Source organism: Pseudomonas sp. 15C (assembly GCF_055484735.1).
In genome coordinates this window covers 1-15,388 of record NZ_JBUDGD010000031.1, presented here as the reverse complement: position 1 = coordinate 15,388, position 15,388 = coordinate 1, and the positions used below count along the sequence as shown (strand labels likewise).

The 15,388-nt window shown below is 61.4% G+C and carries 14 protein-coding genes and 1 pseudogene; 3 read left to right on the top strand and 12 right to left on the bottom strand.

The window, feature by feature from the left end:
* Positions 1–373 precede the first annotated feature (373 nt).
* The 4 genes from paoC to ACYYKW_RS16615 form a co-directional block, all read right to left on the bottom strand.
* A complete protein-coding gene (gene paoC / locus ACYYKW_RS16630) occupies positions 374–2,572 on the bottom strand; it encodes an aldehyde oxidoreductase molybdenum-binding subunit PaoC (protein ID WP_464990578.1) in 2,199 nt (732 codons plus the stop codon).
* Entirely contained in the window at positions 2,569–3,525 is a 957-nt protein-coding gene (locus tag ACYYKW_RS16625) for an FAD binding domain-containing protein (protein ID WP_336354539.1), read from the bottom strand. The genes paoC and ACYYKW_RS16625 overlap by 4 nt, the downstream gene beginning before the upstream one ends.
* Positions 3,522–4,145, bottom strand: coding sequence for an aldehyde dehydrogenase iron-sulfur subunit PaoA (gene paoA / locus ACYYKW_RS16620; RefSeq protein WP_203421676.1), 624 nt, complete (start codon positions 4,143–4,145; stop codon positions 3,522–3,524). Before paoA ends, ACYYKW_RS16625 begins: the two co-directional genes overlap by 4 nt.
* A gap of 287 nt (positions 4,146–4,432) precedes the next feature.
* Complete coding sequence (locus tag ACYYKW_RS16615) at positions 4,433–6,187, bottom strand: L-lactate permease (RefSeq protein ID WP_464990577.1); 1,755 nt, start codon at positions 6,185–6,187, stop codon at positions 4,433–4,435.
* A 243-nt stretch (positions 6,188–6,430) separates the two neighbouring features.
* Here ACYYKW_RS16615 and ACYYKW_RS16610 point away from each other — a divergent pair, with 243 nt between their 5' ends.
* Positions 6,431–6,637 (top strand): hypothetical protein, encoded by a 207-nt coding sequence (locus ACYYKW_RS16610; RefSeq protein WP_093102387.1) that lies wholly within the window; start codon positions 6,431–6,433, stop codon positions 6,635–6,637.
* A 56-nt stretch (positions 6,638–6,693) separates the two neighbouring features.
* Here the strand turns inward: ACYYKW_RS16610 and ACYYKW_RS16605 are convergent, their stop codons facing one another.
* The gene (locus ACYYKW_RS16605; protein WP_336354542.1) at positions 6,694–6,972 is read right to left on the bottom strand and encodes a hypothetical protein; all 279 of its coding nucleotides are present in this window, start codon (positions 6,970–6,972) and stop codon (positions 6,694–6,696) included.
* A gap of 308 nt (positions 6,973–7,280) precedes the next feature.
* Here ACYYKW_RS16605 and ACYYKW_RS16600 point away from each other — a divergent pair, with 308 nt between their 5' ends.
* The gene (locus tag ACYYKW_RS16600) at positions 7,281–8,306 is read left to right on the top strand and encodes a hypothetical protein (protein ID WP_464990576.1); all 1,026 of its coding nucleotides are present in this window, start codon (positions 7,281–7,283) and stop codon (positions 8,304–8,306) included.
* A gap of 315 nt (positions 8,307–8,621) precedes the next feature.
* Here ACYYKW_RS16600 and ACYYKW_RS16595 read toward each other — a convergent pair whose 3' ends face one another.
* Positions 8,622–8,816, bottom strand: coding sequence for a hypothetical protein (locus ACYYKW_RS16595; RefSeq protein ID WP_090282854.1), 195 nt, complete (start codon positions 8,814–8,816; stop codon positions 8,622–8,624).
* 108 nt (positions 8,817–8,924) lie between these two features.
* Here ACYYKW_RS16595 and thpR point away from each other — a divergent pair, with 108 nt between their 5' ends.
* Positions 8,925–9,464, top strand: a complete 540-nt coding sequence (gene thpR, locus ACYYKW_RS16590; protein ID WP_336354544.1) for an RNA 2',3'-cyclic phosphodiesterase — start codon at positions 8,925–8,927, stop codon at positions 9,462–9,464.
* 300 nt (positions 9,465–9,764) lie between these two features.
* On the opposite strand, the gene ACYYKW_RS16585 is transcribed toward thpR, so the two are convergent.
* From ACYYKW_RS16585 to ACYYKW_RS16560, 6 genes and pseudogenes are all read right to left on the bottom strand, one after another.
* Positions 9,765–10,862 (bottom strand): polyamine ABC transporter substrate-binding protein, encoded by a 1,098-nt coding sequence (locus ACYYKW_RS16585; RefSeq protein WP_464990575.1) that lies wholly within the window; start codon positions 10,860–10,862, stop codon positions 9,765–9,767.
* A 133-nt stretch (positions 10,863–10,995) separates the two neighbouring features.
* The gene (locus ACYYKW_RS16580) at positions 10,996–11,871 is read right to left on the bottom strand and encodes an ABC transporter permease subunit (protein WP_464990574.1); all 876 of its coding nucleotides are present in this window, start codon (positions 11,869–11,871) and stop codon (positions 10,996–10,998) included.
* Positions 11,868–12,782: an ABC transporter permease subunit gene (locus ACYYKW_RS16575; protein ID WP_464990573.1), complete on the bottom strand. Its 915-nt coding sequence runs from the start codon at positions 12,780–12,782 to the stop codon at positions 11,868–11,870. The genes ACYYKW_RS16580 and ACYYKW_RS16575 overlap by 4 nt, the downstream gene beginning before the upstream one ends.
* Positions 12,779–13,921: an ABC transporter ATP-binding protein gene (locus tag ACYYKW_RS16570; protein WP_093102369.1), complete on the bottom strand. Its 1,143-nt coding sequence runs from the start codon at positions 13,919–13,921 to the stop codon at positions 12,779–12,781. The genes ACYYKW_RS16575 and ACYYKW_RS16570 overlap by 4 nt, the downstream gene beginning before the upstream one ends.
* A gap of 367 nt (positions 13,922–14,288) precedes the next feature.
* On the bottom strand, positions 14,289–15,050 hold the full coding sequence (locus tag ACYYKW_RS16565) for a gamma-glutamyl-gamma-aminobutyrate hydrolase family protein (protein WP_464990572.1): 762 nt from the start codon (positions 15,048–15,050) through the stop codon (positions 14,289–14,291).
* 252 nt (positions 15,051–15,302) lie between these two features.
* A pseudogene (locus ACYYKW_RS16560) lies at positions 15,303–15,388 on the bottom strand (LuxR family transcriptional regulator); the annotation flags it as partial.

Below are 15,388 nucleotides of genomic sequence, written 5' to 3'. Positions count from 1 at the left end.
CGGACCGTCGGTTGTTATAAAGACGATGCGCTCACCCGTGATAGCGCAGCGCCTCCAGCAATGCAAGCGCCACCGTCGGATGTCGGCTCGGGTCGTACAGATGATACCCGGCGAAGCTCGGGCAGTAGTGGAGGGGATGGGACTGATGGGGGCTGAGCAATATCCGCGGACCGAGTGAACCCGGCCCTCACCCCAGCCCTCTCCCGGAGGGAGAGGGAGCCGACCGAGTTGTCTTGCGTTAAACATCGACCTGGGAAAACGAGTCGATTATGGATTCACAGCGGGGCGTTAAAACCAGCGCAACCCTCGAACATCCCCCAATCAGTCCCCTCTCCCTTTGGGAGAGGGTTAGGGTGAGGGGCTTTTCAGGGCCTCAGATCATTTCCGGCAACGACGACAACACTTTGTCCAAGGTAATCGGATACTCCCGCACCCGCGCGCCAGTGGCGTTATAGATCGCATTGGCCACCGCTGCACTGACCCCGCAAATCCCCAGTTCGCCGACACCCTTGGCCTTCATCGGCGAGGAAATCGGGTCGGTCTCATCAAGGAAAATCACCTCTTGATGAGGAATGTCGGCATGCACCGGCACTTCATACCCGGCCAGGTCATGGTTGACGAAAAAGCCCAGGCGGGTATCCACCGCCAGTTCTTCCATCAACGCCGCACCAACGCCCATGGTCATCGCACCGATCACCTGGCTGCGCGCCGAGGTCGGGTTGAGAATCCGACCCGCCGCGCACACCGCGAGCATGCGCCGTACGCGGACTTCGCCTGTGGCGGCATCGACCGCAACCTCGACGAAATGCGCGCCGAAAGTCGACTGCTGGTACTTCTCGGCCAGATCGCCGAATTCAATGCTGTCCTCGCCAACCAGTGCGCCGCCTTCTGCGGCATTGCGCAATGGCAGGGTTTTACCGCCAGCGCGTACCTGGCCGTCGACGAATTCGGCCTGGTCTGCCTCCATGCCGAGTTTCCCGGCCACCGCTTCACGCAGTTTCACGCACGCGGCATATACCCCGGCGGTCGAGCAGTTGCCGCCGAACTGGCCGCCCGAGCCTGCCGATACCGGGAAGTTCGAGTCACCCAGATGCACCGTCACGTCGTCGAGGCCGACGCCCATCATCTCGGCGGCAGTTTGCGCGATGATCGTGTAGCTGCCGGTGCCGATGTCGGTCATGTCGGTTTCGACCGTGACCTTGCCGTCGCGCTCCAGGCGCACTCGCGCACCGGACTTGACCAGCAGGTTGTTGCGAAACGCCGCCGCAACGCCCATGCCGATCAGCCAGCGACCTTCGCGACGCGTGCCAGGTTTGGCGGGGCGCTGATCCCAGCCGAACTTCTGCGCGCCGAGCTCCAGGCACTTGACCAGTTGACGCTGGGAAAACGGCCGCTCGGTTTTGACCGGGTCGACCTGGGTGTCGTTGAGAATGCGGAACTGGATCGGGTCCATGTTCAACTGCTCGGCCATCTCGTCCATGGCGATTTCCAGCACCATCAGCCCCGGCGCTTCACCCGGTGCGCGCATGGCGTTGCCTTCGGGCAGATCCAGCGGCGCGAGGCGCATGCTGACCCGGCGGTTTTCTGCCGCGTAGAGCAACTGACTCGGCTGCGCGGCGAGTTCGACCTTGCCGTCGGCGAGGTTGCCCGACCAGCCTTCGTGGGCGATCGCAGTGAGCTTGCCGTCGGCCGTTGCACCCATGCGGATGCGCTGAATCGTCGCCGGGCGATGGGTGGTGTTGTTGGCCATCTGCGGGCGGGCGAGCGCGACTTTCACTGGCCGGCCAGCCATGCGCGCGCCGAGGGCGGCGAGGATCGCGTCAGCGCGTACGAACAATTTGCCGCCGAAACCGCCACCAATGTAGGGCGAGACGATGCGCACTTTTTCCTTCGGCAAGCCCAGCGTCTTGGCCACATCGCCGACGCTCCAGTCGACCATTTGATTGGACGTCCACAAGGTCAGTTGATCGCCGTTCCACGCAGCCAAGGTCGAGTGCGGTTCCATCATCGCGTGCGACTGGTCCGGCGTGGTGTAGGTGCGGTCGAACTGCACCGGTGCCGCGGCGAAGGCCTTGTCGAAATCGCCGTGATTGACGTCGGGCAGTTCATCTTTCGGCTCGACGCCCAAATCACGCACGCTGGCCAGATCGAACTTGCCCTCGCTGGTTTCGTAGTCGACCTTGACCAACTGCGCCGCCGCGCGCGCTTGTTCAAAGGTTTCGGCCACCACCAGCGCAACCGCTTGCTGATAATGCTGCACCTCGGGATGGGCGAGCAGGTGCGCGGCGTTGTATTGGCCCTTGTCGAGCTTGCCGGCATTGGCGCCGGTGACGATCGCCAGCACACCGGGCGCGGCTTTCGCTTCGTCGAGGTGGATGGCTTTGATCCGGCCCTTGGCGATGCCGGAATCGACCATGAAACCGTACGCCTGATTGGCTGCCGCTTCATGTTGCTCATAGGCGTAGGTCGCCTGACCGCAGGTTTTCAACCGGCCTTCGACGCGTGGGGTGGGTTGGCCGACCACTTTCAGTTGGTCGATCGGATTGGTGGTGGCAGGCGTGTCGAATTTCATGCCGTTTCCCTCGCTTGCGCCAACACCGCGCCGAGCGTGCGCTCGACCAGGGTCAGTTTGAATTGGTTGTCGTGGGTCGGTGTCGCGCCTTCGAGCAGGCGCTGGCTGACGGCTTTGGCACCTTGCGGCAGGAGCGCTTCGGCGGCTTCGACGCGCCACGGTTTCGGCGCGATGCCACCGACCGCCACGCGGCCGCTGCCGTCCTTTTGCAGGATCAAGCCGACCGAGACCAGCGCAAACGCATAGGAGGAGCGATCACGCACCTTGTGGTAGATGTGCGTGCCGCCTACTGGTGGCGGCAGGGTTACGGCAGTGATGAACTCGCCAGGCGTGAGGCTGGTTTCGATGTGCGGCGTGTCACCGGGCAACTGGTGGAAATCGGCCATGGCGATGCTGCGCGTGCTGCCGTCGGGTTTCACCGTCTCGATCTGTGCATCGAGGGCGCGCATGGCGATCGCCATGTCACTGGGATGAGTGGCGATGCACGCGTCGCTGACGCCAATGATGCCCAGCTGCCGAGTGACCCCACCGATGGCCGAACAGCCGCTGCCGGGGTTGCGTTTGTTGCAGGCCTGATGGGTGTCGTAGAAGTACGGGCAGCGGGTGCGTTGCAGCAGGTTGCCGGCGGTGCTGGCCATATTGCGCAGCTGCCCCGAGGCCCCGGCGAGCAGGGCGCGCGACAGCAGGGCGTAGTCTTTGCGCACGCGCGCATCGGCGGCCAGATCGGTGTTGCGCACCAGCGCGCCGATGCGCAGACCGCCTTCGGGCGTGGCTTCGATCTGATCGAGGCCCAAGTGATTGATATCGATCAGATGTGGCGGGGTTTCGATGTCGAGTTTCATCAGATCGAGCAGGTTGGTGCCGCCAGCGATGAACCGCGCGCCTTCGACCTGAGCGGCTTGTGCCGCGGCTGCGGCGGGCGAGTCGGCGCGGCTGTAATTGAACGCTCTCATGCCGATTCCTCCGCGACTTCAGTGATGGCTTCGATGATGTTCGAATAGGCGCCGCAACGGCAGATGTTGCCGCTCATGCGCTCCTGCAATTCGGCGGCGATCAGTTGCGGTGGCTCGGTCAGGCTCGGGCTGACGTGGCTGGGGATGCCATCGCGGATTTCCTTGAGCACCGCCACCGCCGAGCAGATCTGCCCCGGCGTGCAGTAGCCGCACTGATAACCGTCGTGCTTGATGAACGCCGCTTGCATCGGGTGCAGGGTGTCGGGCATGCCGAGGCCTTCGATGGTGGTGACCTCGCGGCCTTCTTGCATCACTGCCAGGCTCAGGCAGGAATTGATCCGCCGGCCATCGACGATCACCGTGCAGGCGCCGCACTGGCCGTGGTCGCAGCCTTTCTTGGTGCCGGTCAGGTGCAGGTGCTCACGCAGGGCGTCGAGCAGGGTGGTGCGGGTATCGACGGTCAACTCGCGCGGTTGGCCGTTGACGTTGAGGGTCACTTTGCTCATGGCGGGTTGCTCCAGATTGGCCGCATAGGCCTTGAGGCTGATAAACGGGGGCATCGCAAACGCGGTCGCAGTCACAGCGCCGAGGATCAAAAAGCTGCGTCGGGAAATCGTCATGGTTCGATTCCTTGTCTCTCATCAGGCGGCAGGATCACAAAGGGCCCTGTCGGGCGCGCCGGCATGCATGCCAGTCTCGTAAAAGGAGTGACCGCAGGGGAGGGGAAAAGGTTTTGTCGGATTTCGCGCCAAGCGTTATGCGCGCAGTTCATCAATCATCTGGCCAACACAAATCCCCTGTAGGCCTTCGCCTGCTCGCGATAGCGGTGTGTCATCCCGCATCTACTTACCTGACACACCGCTATCGCGAGCAGGCTCACTCCTGCATTGGAATGTGTTGCGCCGGATTAATGTGCGCCCACCACCATCGAGGTAAACGGCGCCACATAAGCCTGCAGCGTCACCAGCCCGCCGACGAGGATCGCCAGTACGATCGAGTGGAAGAACACGTAGCGCAGAATTTCGCCCTCATGCCCGTACCAGCGGGTGGCGGTGGAGGCCACCACGATCGATTGCGCATCGACCATTTTGCCCATCACCCCACCCGAGCTGTTCGCCGCCGCCATCAGCACCGGGCTGATGCCGAGCTGTTCCGAGGTGACCCGTTGCAGGCCGCCGAACAGCACGTTCGACGCCGTGTCCGAGCCGGTCAGCGCCACGCCGAGCCAGCCGAGCAGCGTGCCGAACATCGGATAGAAAATCCCCGTCGCCGCAAACGCCAGACCCATGGTCGCGTCGAGCCCTGAATAGCGCGTGAGGAACCCAAGCGCCAGCATCGCCGCAATGGTGATCAGCGAAAACCGCACCACCCACAGCGTGCGCAGGTATTGCTTGATCAACTGCGGGATCGAATAGCCCATCAACAACCCACCGACAATCGCCGCCAGCAGAATCCCGCTGCCGGTCGCGGTGAGCCAGGTGAATTTGTACACCGCTTCTTCGGCTTTCGGCGCGGCAACCACGGGCGGTACTTTCTCGATTTGCAAATGCAGGCTGGTAAAGGTGACCGCCGGGGCGAAAATCGGGTTGGCCTCGCGCAGCGGTTTGCCTTGCGCATCGAGCCTGGCCGACTGCGTCACCGGATCGATCGCCGGGCGGGTGTCGAACATGTTTTTGAAGCCCTGGGTGCCCCAGGCAAACACGAACACCGTGAGGATGATCCACGGCATCCACGCGCGCATCACCGCCGGCCGCGCCTGATCGCTGAACGCGGCGCTGGCGGTGACTTTTTCCTCGTCGACCCTGGAGTTGTCGACGCGCCCCGAGAGTGCCGCCGAGGTGTGAATGGTCGCCGGTTTCCACACCTTCAAAAACAGCGTCAGGCAGGCCATGGAAATCAGTGCAGCGATGACATCCACCAGCATCGGCCCGTGGTAGTTCGACACGAGAAATTGCGGTATCGCGAAGCTGACGCCAGCCACCAGAATCGCCGGCCACACTTCGAGCATCTTGCGCCAACCGGCGAAGGCCCAGATCAGCCAGAACGGTACCAGCACCGAGAAGAACGGCAGCTGCCGACCGACCATCATCGACAATTCCATTTCATCCAGCCCGGTGACTTTCGCCAAGGTGATGATCGGCGTGCCCAGGGCGCCGAACGCCACCGGCGCAGTGTTGGCGATCAGCGCCAGCCCCGACGCCGCCAGTGGCGAGAACCCCAGTCCGATCAGAATCGCCCCGGTCACCGCCACCGGGGTGCCAAAACCGGCCGCGCCTTCGAAGAACGCACCGAAGCAAAAGGCGATCAACAGCAACTGCAAGCGGCGGTCATCGGTAATCCTTGCGAGGGAATCCTGCAGCACTTTGAACGAACCGTTCTCGGTGGTCAGGCGATGCAGAAAGATGATGTTGAGCACGATCCAGCCGATCGGCAGCAGGCCATTCGCAGCGCCGAACAACGCCGCTGAACCGGCCATGCCCGCCGGCATGTCGAACGCGAAAATCGAAATCAGGAGCGCAGAGGCCAACGCCAACAGCGCGGCCAGATGCGCCTTGACGTGAAAGAACGCCAGCGCCGCGAGCATCACCACCACCGGCACGGCGGCCATCAGTGTGGAGATCACTGGATTGCCAAACGGGTCATACACTTGCTGCCAGACCATGGTCCACCTCTGCTTGTTGTTATTGAGGGTGCAGATCCATTGCATGGGGGTTGGTTGCAAGCAGTATAGGTGGCGTTTCGCCGCTGTTCGGCGCCGACGAACGAGGCGACCAACGGTCGATGCTGGCCACTGAATCAACCGCGTTTTGCCCGGTCGTATCTGCGGCTGTGCGCACCCTTGTCAAAAGGCGAGGGCAGCGTGGCCGATTCCGTCGTCAAGACCTTGGTTTTAGGGAAGTTTTGAATGAAGCAAGCGACAACGATCCTGCTGACTGTGACCGCCGCCGTTTTGCTCGGTGGCTGTGTCGCGGATTTTGATGATGACCATCGCCATGGCCGGCACTACGACCGCGATCACGGTCGCTATTACGACCACGACCGGCGCTGGGACGACCGCGATGACGACCGTCGCGACGGGCGTCGCTACTACCGTGATCGGGATGATGATTGATTGAACGCAAGAGGGCGTCCCGCGATGGGACGCCCTTTTTGTTTAGCCTTCGATACTCAAGAAAAACGAGCGCTCGCCCGGACGCTGGATCGCGCAGGCACGGCGGCCTCGATGTCCAGCAAATGGGTGGCGAGAATATCGCTCAAAAAACGGAACTGATCGTTGAAGCCGACCACCTCATTGCTGAAGTGATTGCTGGCAGCGGGCATCAGCAAATCGTCGAATGCCTCGTTAAACACCAGCGCGCGCGCCTTGTGCGACACAACGTGCTGAGCGTAATAGTTGCTGCCGAACACCGGGAAACTCACGGAGAGGGTGACTTGGGTGTGAATCATGCTGTGAACTCCTCGTTGTGTTTCGGATGGCTTAATCGTGCCTTTCATGGGCGGTTGGCGGAAGGCAATCGTGGCGATGGTGAATATCGATGGCGGTGATGGTTGTCGTTGCGGTTGGCGGTGTTGCTGATGGTCTCATCGCTGGCAAGCCAGCTCCCACAGAGGTTTTCAGTGACCGCAGGTTTTGCATCCAAACCAGACACCTGTGGGAGCTGGCTTGCCAGCGATGAGGCCGGTGCAGCCACCATCAATATTCACTGACCCACCTATACTCAAATCCGCCCCCGTTCATTCAAGGAACCAGCACCGTGAATCCGCGTGCGCTGCTGATCGCCGCACTGCTTGTCCTTACCGGCTGCGCTACTGCGGCGCGGGCGCCGGTGATCGCGCCGCGCGCCGTGGTGGTGTCGCCGGCCACCTGGCAGCAGATCGACCGGGAAATCGTCAGTGCCTCGCAGCAGGCTACCGAGCAAGTCAGGGTGTTCGCCCGTGGCTCGATGGAACATTGGCGCACTCGCGTCTATCAGCAAACTGAAGAAAATTTCATCCCATGGTTCAGCAGCTACTGGACCCAGGAATGGCTGTCGATGAAAGTCAGCTGGTACACGATCAATGCCGGCGGCGAGCAGGACGCGTCAGCCAAGCGTCTGGCCGCATATCTGCTTGAGCAATATCAGGAAAGGGTGCTGGCGCCGGTGGCGGTGGAGATCGACCCGGATGCGATTCTCGCCCAGGCCACCGCGTTCTATGCGCAGTTGATGGCGCAGCAGATGCCGTTGATCGCCCAACGCCATGGGGTGCCGGTCGCACAGCTCAACGGGCGCTTGCAGAAAGTCCCGGCCATCGCGCTCGGCCCACCGCCGGCGCGCGATGCCTCATTGTTTCAGGTCATCAGCACTGAACCGTTGAATACCTTGCCGGCGTATGCCGCGCTGATCGACAAGATCCACACCGATGGCGGCGCCAAAGGCATCGCCTCGACCGACGCCGGGATGGCGCCGGTGGCCAAACGCGCGAGCCAGCGCATGGAAGCGGAAATGGCCCCGCGCGGCGCTGCCAGTGCGGTTGCCGCGGCGGCCGGGAAACTGGCGGGCGGTTTGATCTCGGTGGGCGTGGCGGGGATTCGCGCGATCATCCAGGCCAACGACCGTCCCGACAGCGAAGCGCTGATCCGCAGCAGCCTGGGCGGCACGTTCGACAAGGCCTGGCTGAAACTGGTGCAAAGCCCGACCACCGGGGTGATGGCCGGCACGCTGCACATGGCCGGGCAGGTCGAGGGCCATCTGGGTGAGAGCGATGAGCCGACAACCTTCGCGCATTCAAAGTCTCATTGATTATCTGACCGCTATCGCGAGCAGGCTCACTCCTACAAGGGATCTATGGTGAGCTGAGTATTTGCGTATACCCGAAGATCGTGTGGGAGCCAGCCTGCTGGCGATTGGGCCGGCACAGCCAACATAGGCATTGACTTTTCGACCGCTATCGCGAGCAGGCTCACTCCTACAGGGGATCTGCGCTGAGCAAAGAATATGCGAACACCCTAAAACTTTGTGGGAGCCAGCCTGCTGGCGATTGGGCCGGCACAGCCAACACAGGCATTGACTGTTCGACCGCTATCGCGAGCAGGCTCACTCCTGCAGGTATTGCGTTCACTCGGGGGTGGGGGTGGTGCGGCAACTTTTGCGGTTGCGGATTTGTTCATCGGTCGGGCGTTCGCGGACGAACTCGAAACGAGGTTCACCCTCGCTGTAATGCACCAGCCAACCCCATTCCAGCTGGCTTTCATCTTGCCCGGGTTGCGGTGGCCGGGCCCACCACGGTTCTTTGCTGAGGATTTCGCGCATGGCTGCCTCCGGTTGATAGCGATCCTTGAACTATAGCCGCGTGTCACCGGTCGTCAGAGCAGGCTGTGTAAAATCGACGGCTGACAGTGAGCGAAGGAGACCGGGGCCATGATCGATGAAGTGCGCAGGGATGAGCCGTTCAAGCGGCTGTTTTTCGCGTTGGGCTGCCCGCCCGCGCAGCGCAAGGCGATCGCGCAATGGCGCAGTGAATTGCGCCTGCGCACCGGCAAACCGGTGCCGGCGGATAATTTTCATCTGACCCTGCTGTTCCTCGGCGCCGTGCCGTTGGCACAGATTCAGCCGGTCTGCGAAGCCGCTGCCCAAGTGCGCACGCCGGGAGCTGCGTTGAGAGTTGCCTTGGATCGCTTGCAGGTGTGGCATCGCGCCGGGGTGTTGTCGCTGGCGCCGGAACAGGCGCCGCCGGCATTGTTGCGTCTGGTCTACGCACTGGAACAAGCCATGTTGCCGTTCGGCTTTGAAGAGACGCCGCGCGAATTCCGTCCGCACCTGACCCTGGCCCGAGAATTTCGCGCGCCGGAGCCTGAAGCTGCCACACCGCCGGAATTCTTCCTGCGCGCCGAACGCTTCGCCCTGTTCGAATCGCACAAGGGCCGCTATCGCATTATTCAGGACTGGCCGCTGATCTGACGGCACAAAAAAAGGCGCCCGAGGGCGCCTGAAGTCACCTGAACCGAGGAAGCCAGGTGAGGCCGTTCAGAGCAGGGGCAGCGTTGGTAAGGCGCTGCGTGAACGGAAAGGGTTGCGCACATTCCCACGCTCTGCGTGGGAATGTCTCGATGGACGCTGTGCGTCCGAATTCGATCGCAAAACCTGTGGGAGCTGGCTTGCCAGCGATAGGGCCAGCACATCTAGCGTCATCGTTGTCTGACCCACCGCCATCGCTGGCAAGCCAGCTCCCACAGGGTTTATCAGTGTTGACTGGCGCGGTTATCTACCGAGTTTCACTCGGGTCCAGCCGCGCGTCATGATCCGCTGCGTGGCGATTGGCTGATCCGGCACCGCGTACAGCGTCGCCATCACCGCTTGCGACGGGTACGAGCCGGGGTCGTTGCGGATCGCTTCGTCCACCAGCGGCGTCGCCGCGGCGTTTGCGTTGCTGTAGCCGTTGCTGTTGGTGATTTCGGCGATGATCTCCGGGCGCATCAAAAAATCCATGAACAGGTAGGCATTGTCGACGTTCGCCGCATCGCGCGGGATGGCGACCATGTCGTAGAAGCTGCCGGCGCCTTCCTTGGGAATGCTGTAGTCGATCACCACGTTGTTACCCGATTCCACCGCGCGGGCCTTGGCCTGCAGGACGTCACCGGAGTAACCGACCGCCACGCAGATGTTGCCGTTGGCCAGATCGGAGATGTATTTCGAAGAGTGGAAATACGCCACGTTCGGGCGGATTTTCATGAACAGCGCCTCGGCTTCCTTGATGTGCGCCGGGTCCTTGTCGTTCACCGGATAGCCCAGGTAGTGCAGGGCGGCCGGGATCATTTCGGTCGGCGAATCGAGGAAGCTGATGCCGCAAGCCTTGAGTTTTTCAGCGTTCTCGGGCTTGAACAGCAAGTCCCAGGAGTTGGTCGGGGCGTTGGCGCCAAGCACTTCCTTGACCTTGGCCGGAATGAAGCCAATGCCGATCGAGCCCCACATGTACGGGAACGCGTGAGCGTTGTCCGGATCACTGGCGGAGGCGTTTTTCAGCAGCACCGGGTTGAGGTTCTTCCAGTTCGGCAGCTTCGATTTGTCCAGCGGCTGATAGACGCCGGCCTTGATCTGCTTGGCCAGAAAACTGTTCGACGGCACCACCAGGTCGTAACCGGATTTGCCCGCGAGCAAACGTGCCTCAAGGGTTTCGTTGCTGTCGAAGACGTCGTAGGTCACGCGGATGCCGGTTTCGTCCTCGAACTTCTTGACGGTGTCCGGGGCGATGTAATCGGACCAGTTGTAAACCCGCAGCACCTTATCGTTGGCCTGGGCGCCCATGACGATTGCGCCCATCAAGGACAGTGTCAGCAGAGTCCTGCCAAACATTTTCATCGGTACAACTCCATTCTTTTTATTCACTTCAAGCTAAAAGGCCCCTCACCCTAACCCTCTCCCACAGGGAGAGGGGACTGACCGTGGGGCTGACTACAATTTGCCAGGCGCAGAGGCACGCTGCGCCTGCAGGTCAAGCCGTTGCTGCGGATTGCCGAGGCTGCCACGACTCGTTGGCCGTCTGATCCATCGCTTCCTGAATCGCCCGCTTGCGGTTGGCTTCTGCCTTGCGACCGAAGTACCAGACCAGGAACGTCACCAGCGACACCGCCAGCAGAATCAGGCTGGCCACGGCGTTGATCTCAGGTTTCACGCCCAGACGCACAGCCGAGAAAACCTCCATCGGCAACGTGGTCGAACCCGGGCCGGAAACGAAACTCGCCAACACCAGGTCATCCAGCGACAAGGCGAACGACATCATCCCGCCCGCCGCCAGCGACGGCGCAATCATCGGAATGGTGATCAGGAAAAACACCTTGAACGGTTTCGCACCGAGATCCATCGCCGCTTCCTCAATCGACAGGTCGAGCTCGCGAAGGCGCGCGGAGACTACCACCGCCACATAGGCAGCACAAAACGTGGTGTGGGCGATCCAGATCGTGACGATGCCACGCTCCTGCGGCCAGCCGATCAGTTGCGCCATCGCCACGAACAGCAGCAACAGCGACAGACCGGTGATCACTTCCGGCATCACCAACGGCGCGGTGACCAGACCGCCAAACAACGTACGGCCCTTGAAACGCGTGACTCGCGTCAGAACGAAGGCGGCGAGGGTGCCCAGTGCGACCGCAGCGATCGCGGTGTAGCAGGCGATTTCCAGCGAGCGCACCACCGAGCCCATCAGTTGCGTGTTGTCGAGCAGACCGACATACCACTTCACCGACCAGCCACCCCACACCGTCACCAGTTTCGAGGCGTTGAACGAGTAGATCACCAGAATCAGCATCGGCAGATAAATGAACATCAGGCCGAAGATCAGCATGAACTTCGAAAAATTGAAGCGTTTCATCCCCGTGCCTCCATTTCTTTGGCCTGGCTGCGGTTGAACAGCAGAATCGGCACAATCAGGATCAACAGCATCACCACCGCCAGCGCAGACGCCACCGGCCAGTCGCGGTTGTTGAAGAACTCTTGCCACAGCACGCGGCCGATCATCAGCGTCTCCGGGCCACCCAGCAGTTCCGGAATCACGAACTCACCGACCACCGGAATGAACACCAGCATGCAGCCGGCGATGATCCCGTTCCTGGCCAGCGGCACGGTGATTTTCCAGAAGTTGTTGAAGTTGCTCGAACCCAGATCCTGCGCAGCTTCGAGCAGGCTGTTGTCGTGCTTGACCAGGTTGGCGTAGAGCGGCAGCACCATGAACGGCAGGTAGGCGTACACCACACCGATGTAGACGGCAGTGTTGGTGTTGAGGATCTCGATCGGGTGATCGGTCAGCCCGGTCCACATCAGAAACGCATTGAGCAGACCGTTGTTGCTGAGAATGCCCATCCACGCGTAAACGCGGATCAGGATCGCGGTCCAGGTTGGCATCATGATCAACAGCAGCAGGACGTTTTGCGTTTCCTTGCCGGTCTTGGTGATCGCGTAAGCCATCGGGAAACCGATCAGCAGACACATCACGGTGCTCAGTGCCGCCACCTTCAACGAACCGAGGTAGGCCGACAGGTACAAATCGTCTTCGCCTAGCAAGGTGTAGTTGCCGATGTTCAGCAGCAGCTGGAATTTCTGTTCGGCGTAGGTGTAGATCTCCGAGTACGGCGGGATCGCCAGTGCGGCTTCCGAGAAACTGATCTTCATCACCAGAAAGAACGGCAGCATGAAGAACAGGAACAGCCAGATGAACGGAATGCCGATCACCAGTTTTCGCCCGCTGGGCACCAGGCGCAGGAATTGCTGATTGAAGGTTCTCATGAGCGCAGCACCACGCCGCTGTCGTCTTCCCACCACACGTAGACCTTGTCGTCCCAGGTCGGCCGCGCGCCCCGGCGTTCGGCGTTGGCCATGAACGACTGGACGATCTTGCCGCCGGGCAATTCGACGTAGAACACCGAGTGGCCGCCGAGGTAGGCGATGTCATGCACCTTGCCTTCGGACCAGTTGTAGCGGCCCTCTGGTTGAGTGGTGCTGACGAGCATTTTTTCCGGGCGAATCGCGTAGGTGATCGACTTGTCCTGCACCGACGTGCTGACGCCGTGGCCGACGTAGATCTTCTGCTGCAGATCCGGGCTGTGAATGATCGCGTGGCCTTCCAGATCTTCCACCACGGTGCCATCAAAGGCGTTCACGTTGCCGATGAATTCACAGACCATGCGGCTGACCGGCGCTTCATAAATGTCGACCGGGCTGCCGATCTGCGCGATCCAGCCCAGGTGCATGATCGCGATGCGCTCGGCCATGGTCATGGCCTCTTCCTGATCGTGGGTCACCATCACGCAGGTCACGCCGACGCGCTCGATGATCTCGACCAGTTCCAGTTGCATCTGCGAGCGCAGCTTTTTATCCAGCGCACCCATTGGCTCGTCGAGCAGCAACAGCTTCGGGCGCTTGGCCAGTGAGCGGGCGAGGGCAACACGCTGGCGCTGGCCGCCGGACAACTGGTGCGGGCGGCGCTTGGCGTATTGGGTCATGTGCACCAGACGCAGCATTTCTTCGACGCGGGCATCGATTTCGCTGGCGGGCAAACGGTCCTGCTTGAGGCCGAAGGCGATGTTCTGCGCGACGGTCATGTGCGGGAACAGCGCGTAGGACTGGAACATCATGTTGATCGGCCGTTCGTACGGCGGCATGTCGGTGATGTCCACGCCGTCGAGCAGAATCCGCCCTTCGGTCGGGCGCTCGAAACCGGCGAGCATGCGCAACAGGGTCGATTTGCCCGAACCCGAGCCCCCCAGCAGCGCGAAGATTTCGCCCTGATGGATCTCCAGGGACACATCATCCACGGCCACGGTTTCATCGAACTTCTTGGTGACACGATCGACTTTCACCAACACCTTTTTCGGTTGCTGATGACCTTCAAGTGCCTTCCTGTAAGTGCTGGAGGCGTTTGCCATGTGAAACTCCCAACAGGTTTCGTTTGCCTGGCCAATGTGGCCGGGCGTAAGTGGATTGCGGAGCTGCATAAGCATCACCAGTCGAGTCACCTTCCCTGTGGGAGCTGGCTTGCCAGCGATGGCAGTGGGGCAGTCACCACAGATGTTGCAGGTGACGGCCTTATCGCTGGCAAGCCAGCTCCCACAGGGTTTCGCGTTGATCTGACGGGTGTTGCTAAAACCGATCCGGCTTGTTCGGCGCCGCCGTCCTGGCTGCCTGGGTCGTACTTGTTGTTATTACGGGTGTTGCTGTACACGGCTGCCGGATGCGCGCAGGCGCGCCCGACCGCCGTGGGGGCAGTAAATCGTCTGGTGTTTGCGGGTGGTGTCAGCGCTGGTTGCGTCGCGCCGCGCGTTGTCGGCAAGCCGTGCCGAACGCCTGGAAAATCTTCAGGTAGTTCGGGTTGTCCAGCACTTGCCATTCCGGGTGCCATTGCACGCCGAGGGCGAAGGTCGGGCTGTGCTCGACCGAGATCGCCTCGATCAAGCCATCCGGCGCCACGGCTTCGGCACGCAGGCCGGGGGCGAGGCGATCGATGCCCTGGCTGTGAATCGAGTTGACCTGAAACTCACCCGGCAGCTCGAGCGCTTCGAACACGCCGCCCGCAAGCACCGTCACCGCGTGGGCCGGTGCGTATTGCACGGCCACATCCGGGCTGTCGGCTTCGCGGTGGTCGAGCATGCCCGGCAGCTCATGCACCTTCTGATGCAGGCTGCCACCAAACGCCACGTTCATTTCCTGAAAGCCACGGCAAATGCCCAGCACCGGAACGCCCGCGGCGATGGCTGCACGTAATAAAGGAAGGGTGGTGGCGTCCCGCGCCGGATCGTGATCCGTGCCGGGGGCGCTGGCCGGGCCTTGATAGTGGAAGGGTTCCACGTTCGAAGGCGAGCCGGTCAGCAGCAGACCGTCGAGCTGACCGAGCAGGTCGTCGATTTCCGTCAGGCTGCCAAGGGAAGGAATGACCACCGGTAACCCTTCAGCGCCAACGCTGACAGCGCGAACGTATTTGTCGCCGCTGATGTGATAGGGGTGCAGGCCGATCTGTTTGACGCACGCAGTAACGCCGATCAATGGCTTGAATGCCATTTTTATTCACCTCGAAGTCTGACACTTGAACGAGCTTTTCCGGAGCTTAGCGTCGTTGATTTTAATTAACAACTGCCATGTAAAAAATTCTAAACGCCGTTCATCCAATTGGTAACGTTTGCGCCGCTCTGGGGCCTGCTTTACCACGATAGTGTTAAAAAAAGCCCGAAAAATAAAGGCTGCGGGGCGCAGTGTTCGCTATTGACTTCACTTTGCCTTTCGGATTGACTGGCTGCGTGACAGGGTAGTGAGCATCTGCCGGATATGCGTAGCGTCCACCGCCAGTTGCGTGCGAATCAGGTCATGCAGCATGCGCGGGAAATGGCGGCTGCCGGTGC

Coding starts and splice junctions, on each gene's coding strand:
- paoC (WP_464990578.1), bottom strand. CDS start 2,572: ATGAAATTCGACACGCCTGCCACCACCAATCCGATCGACCAACTGAAA.
- ACYYKW_RS16625 (WP_336354539.1), bottom strand. CDS start 3,525: ATGAGAGCGTTCAATTACAGCCGCGCCGACTCGCCCGCCGCAGCCGCG.
- paoA (WP_203421676.1), bottom strand. CDS start 4,145: ATGACGATTTCCCGACGCAGCTTTTTGATCCTCGGCGCTGTGACTGCG.
- ACYYKW_RS16615 (WP_464990577.1), bottom strand. CDS start 6,187: ATGGTCTGGCAGCAAGTGTATGACCCGTTTGGCAATCCAGTGATCTCC.
- ACYYKW_RS16610 (WP_093102387.1), top strand. CDS start 6,431: ATGAAGCAAGCGACAACGATCCTGCTGACTGTGACCGCCGCCGTTTTG.
- ACYYKW_RS16605 (WP_336354542.1), bottom strand. CDS start 6,972: ATGATTCACACCCAAGTCACCCTCTCCGTGAGTTTCCCGGTGTTCGGC.
- ACYYKW_RS16595 (WP_090282854.1), bottom strand. CDS start 8,816: ATGCGCGAAATCCTCAGCAAAGAACCGTGGTGGGCCCGGCCACCGCAA.
- thpR (WP_336354544.1), top strand. CDS start 8,925: ATGATCGATGAAGTGCGCAGGGATGAGCCGTTCAAGCGGCTGTTTTTC.
- ACYYKW_RS16585 (WP_464990575.1), bottom strand. CDS start 10,862: ATGAAAATGTTTGGCAGGACTCTGCTGACACTGTCCTTGATGGGCGCA.
- ACYYKW_RS16580 (WP_464990574.1), bottom strand. CDS start 11,871: ATGAAACGCTTCAATTTTTCGAAGTTCATGCTGATCTTCGGCCTGATG.
- ACYYKW_RS16575 (WP_464990573.1), bottom strand. CDS start 12,782: ATGAGAACCTTCAATCAGCAATTCCTGCGCCTGGTGCCCAGCGGGCGA.
- ACYYKW_RS16570 (WP_093102369.1), bottom strand. CDS start 13,921: ATGGCAAACGCCTCCAGCACTTACAGGAAGGCACTTGAAGGTCATCAG.
- ACYYKW_RS16565 (WP_464990572.1), bottom strand. CDS start 15,050: ATGGCATTCAAGCCATTGATCGGCGTTACTGCGTGCGTCAAACAGATC.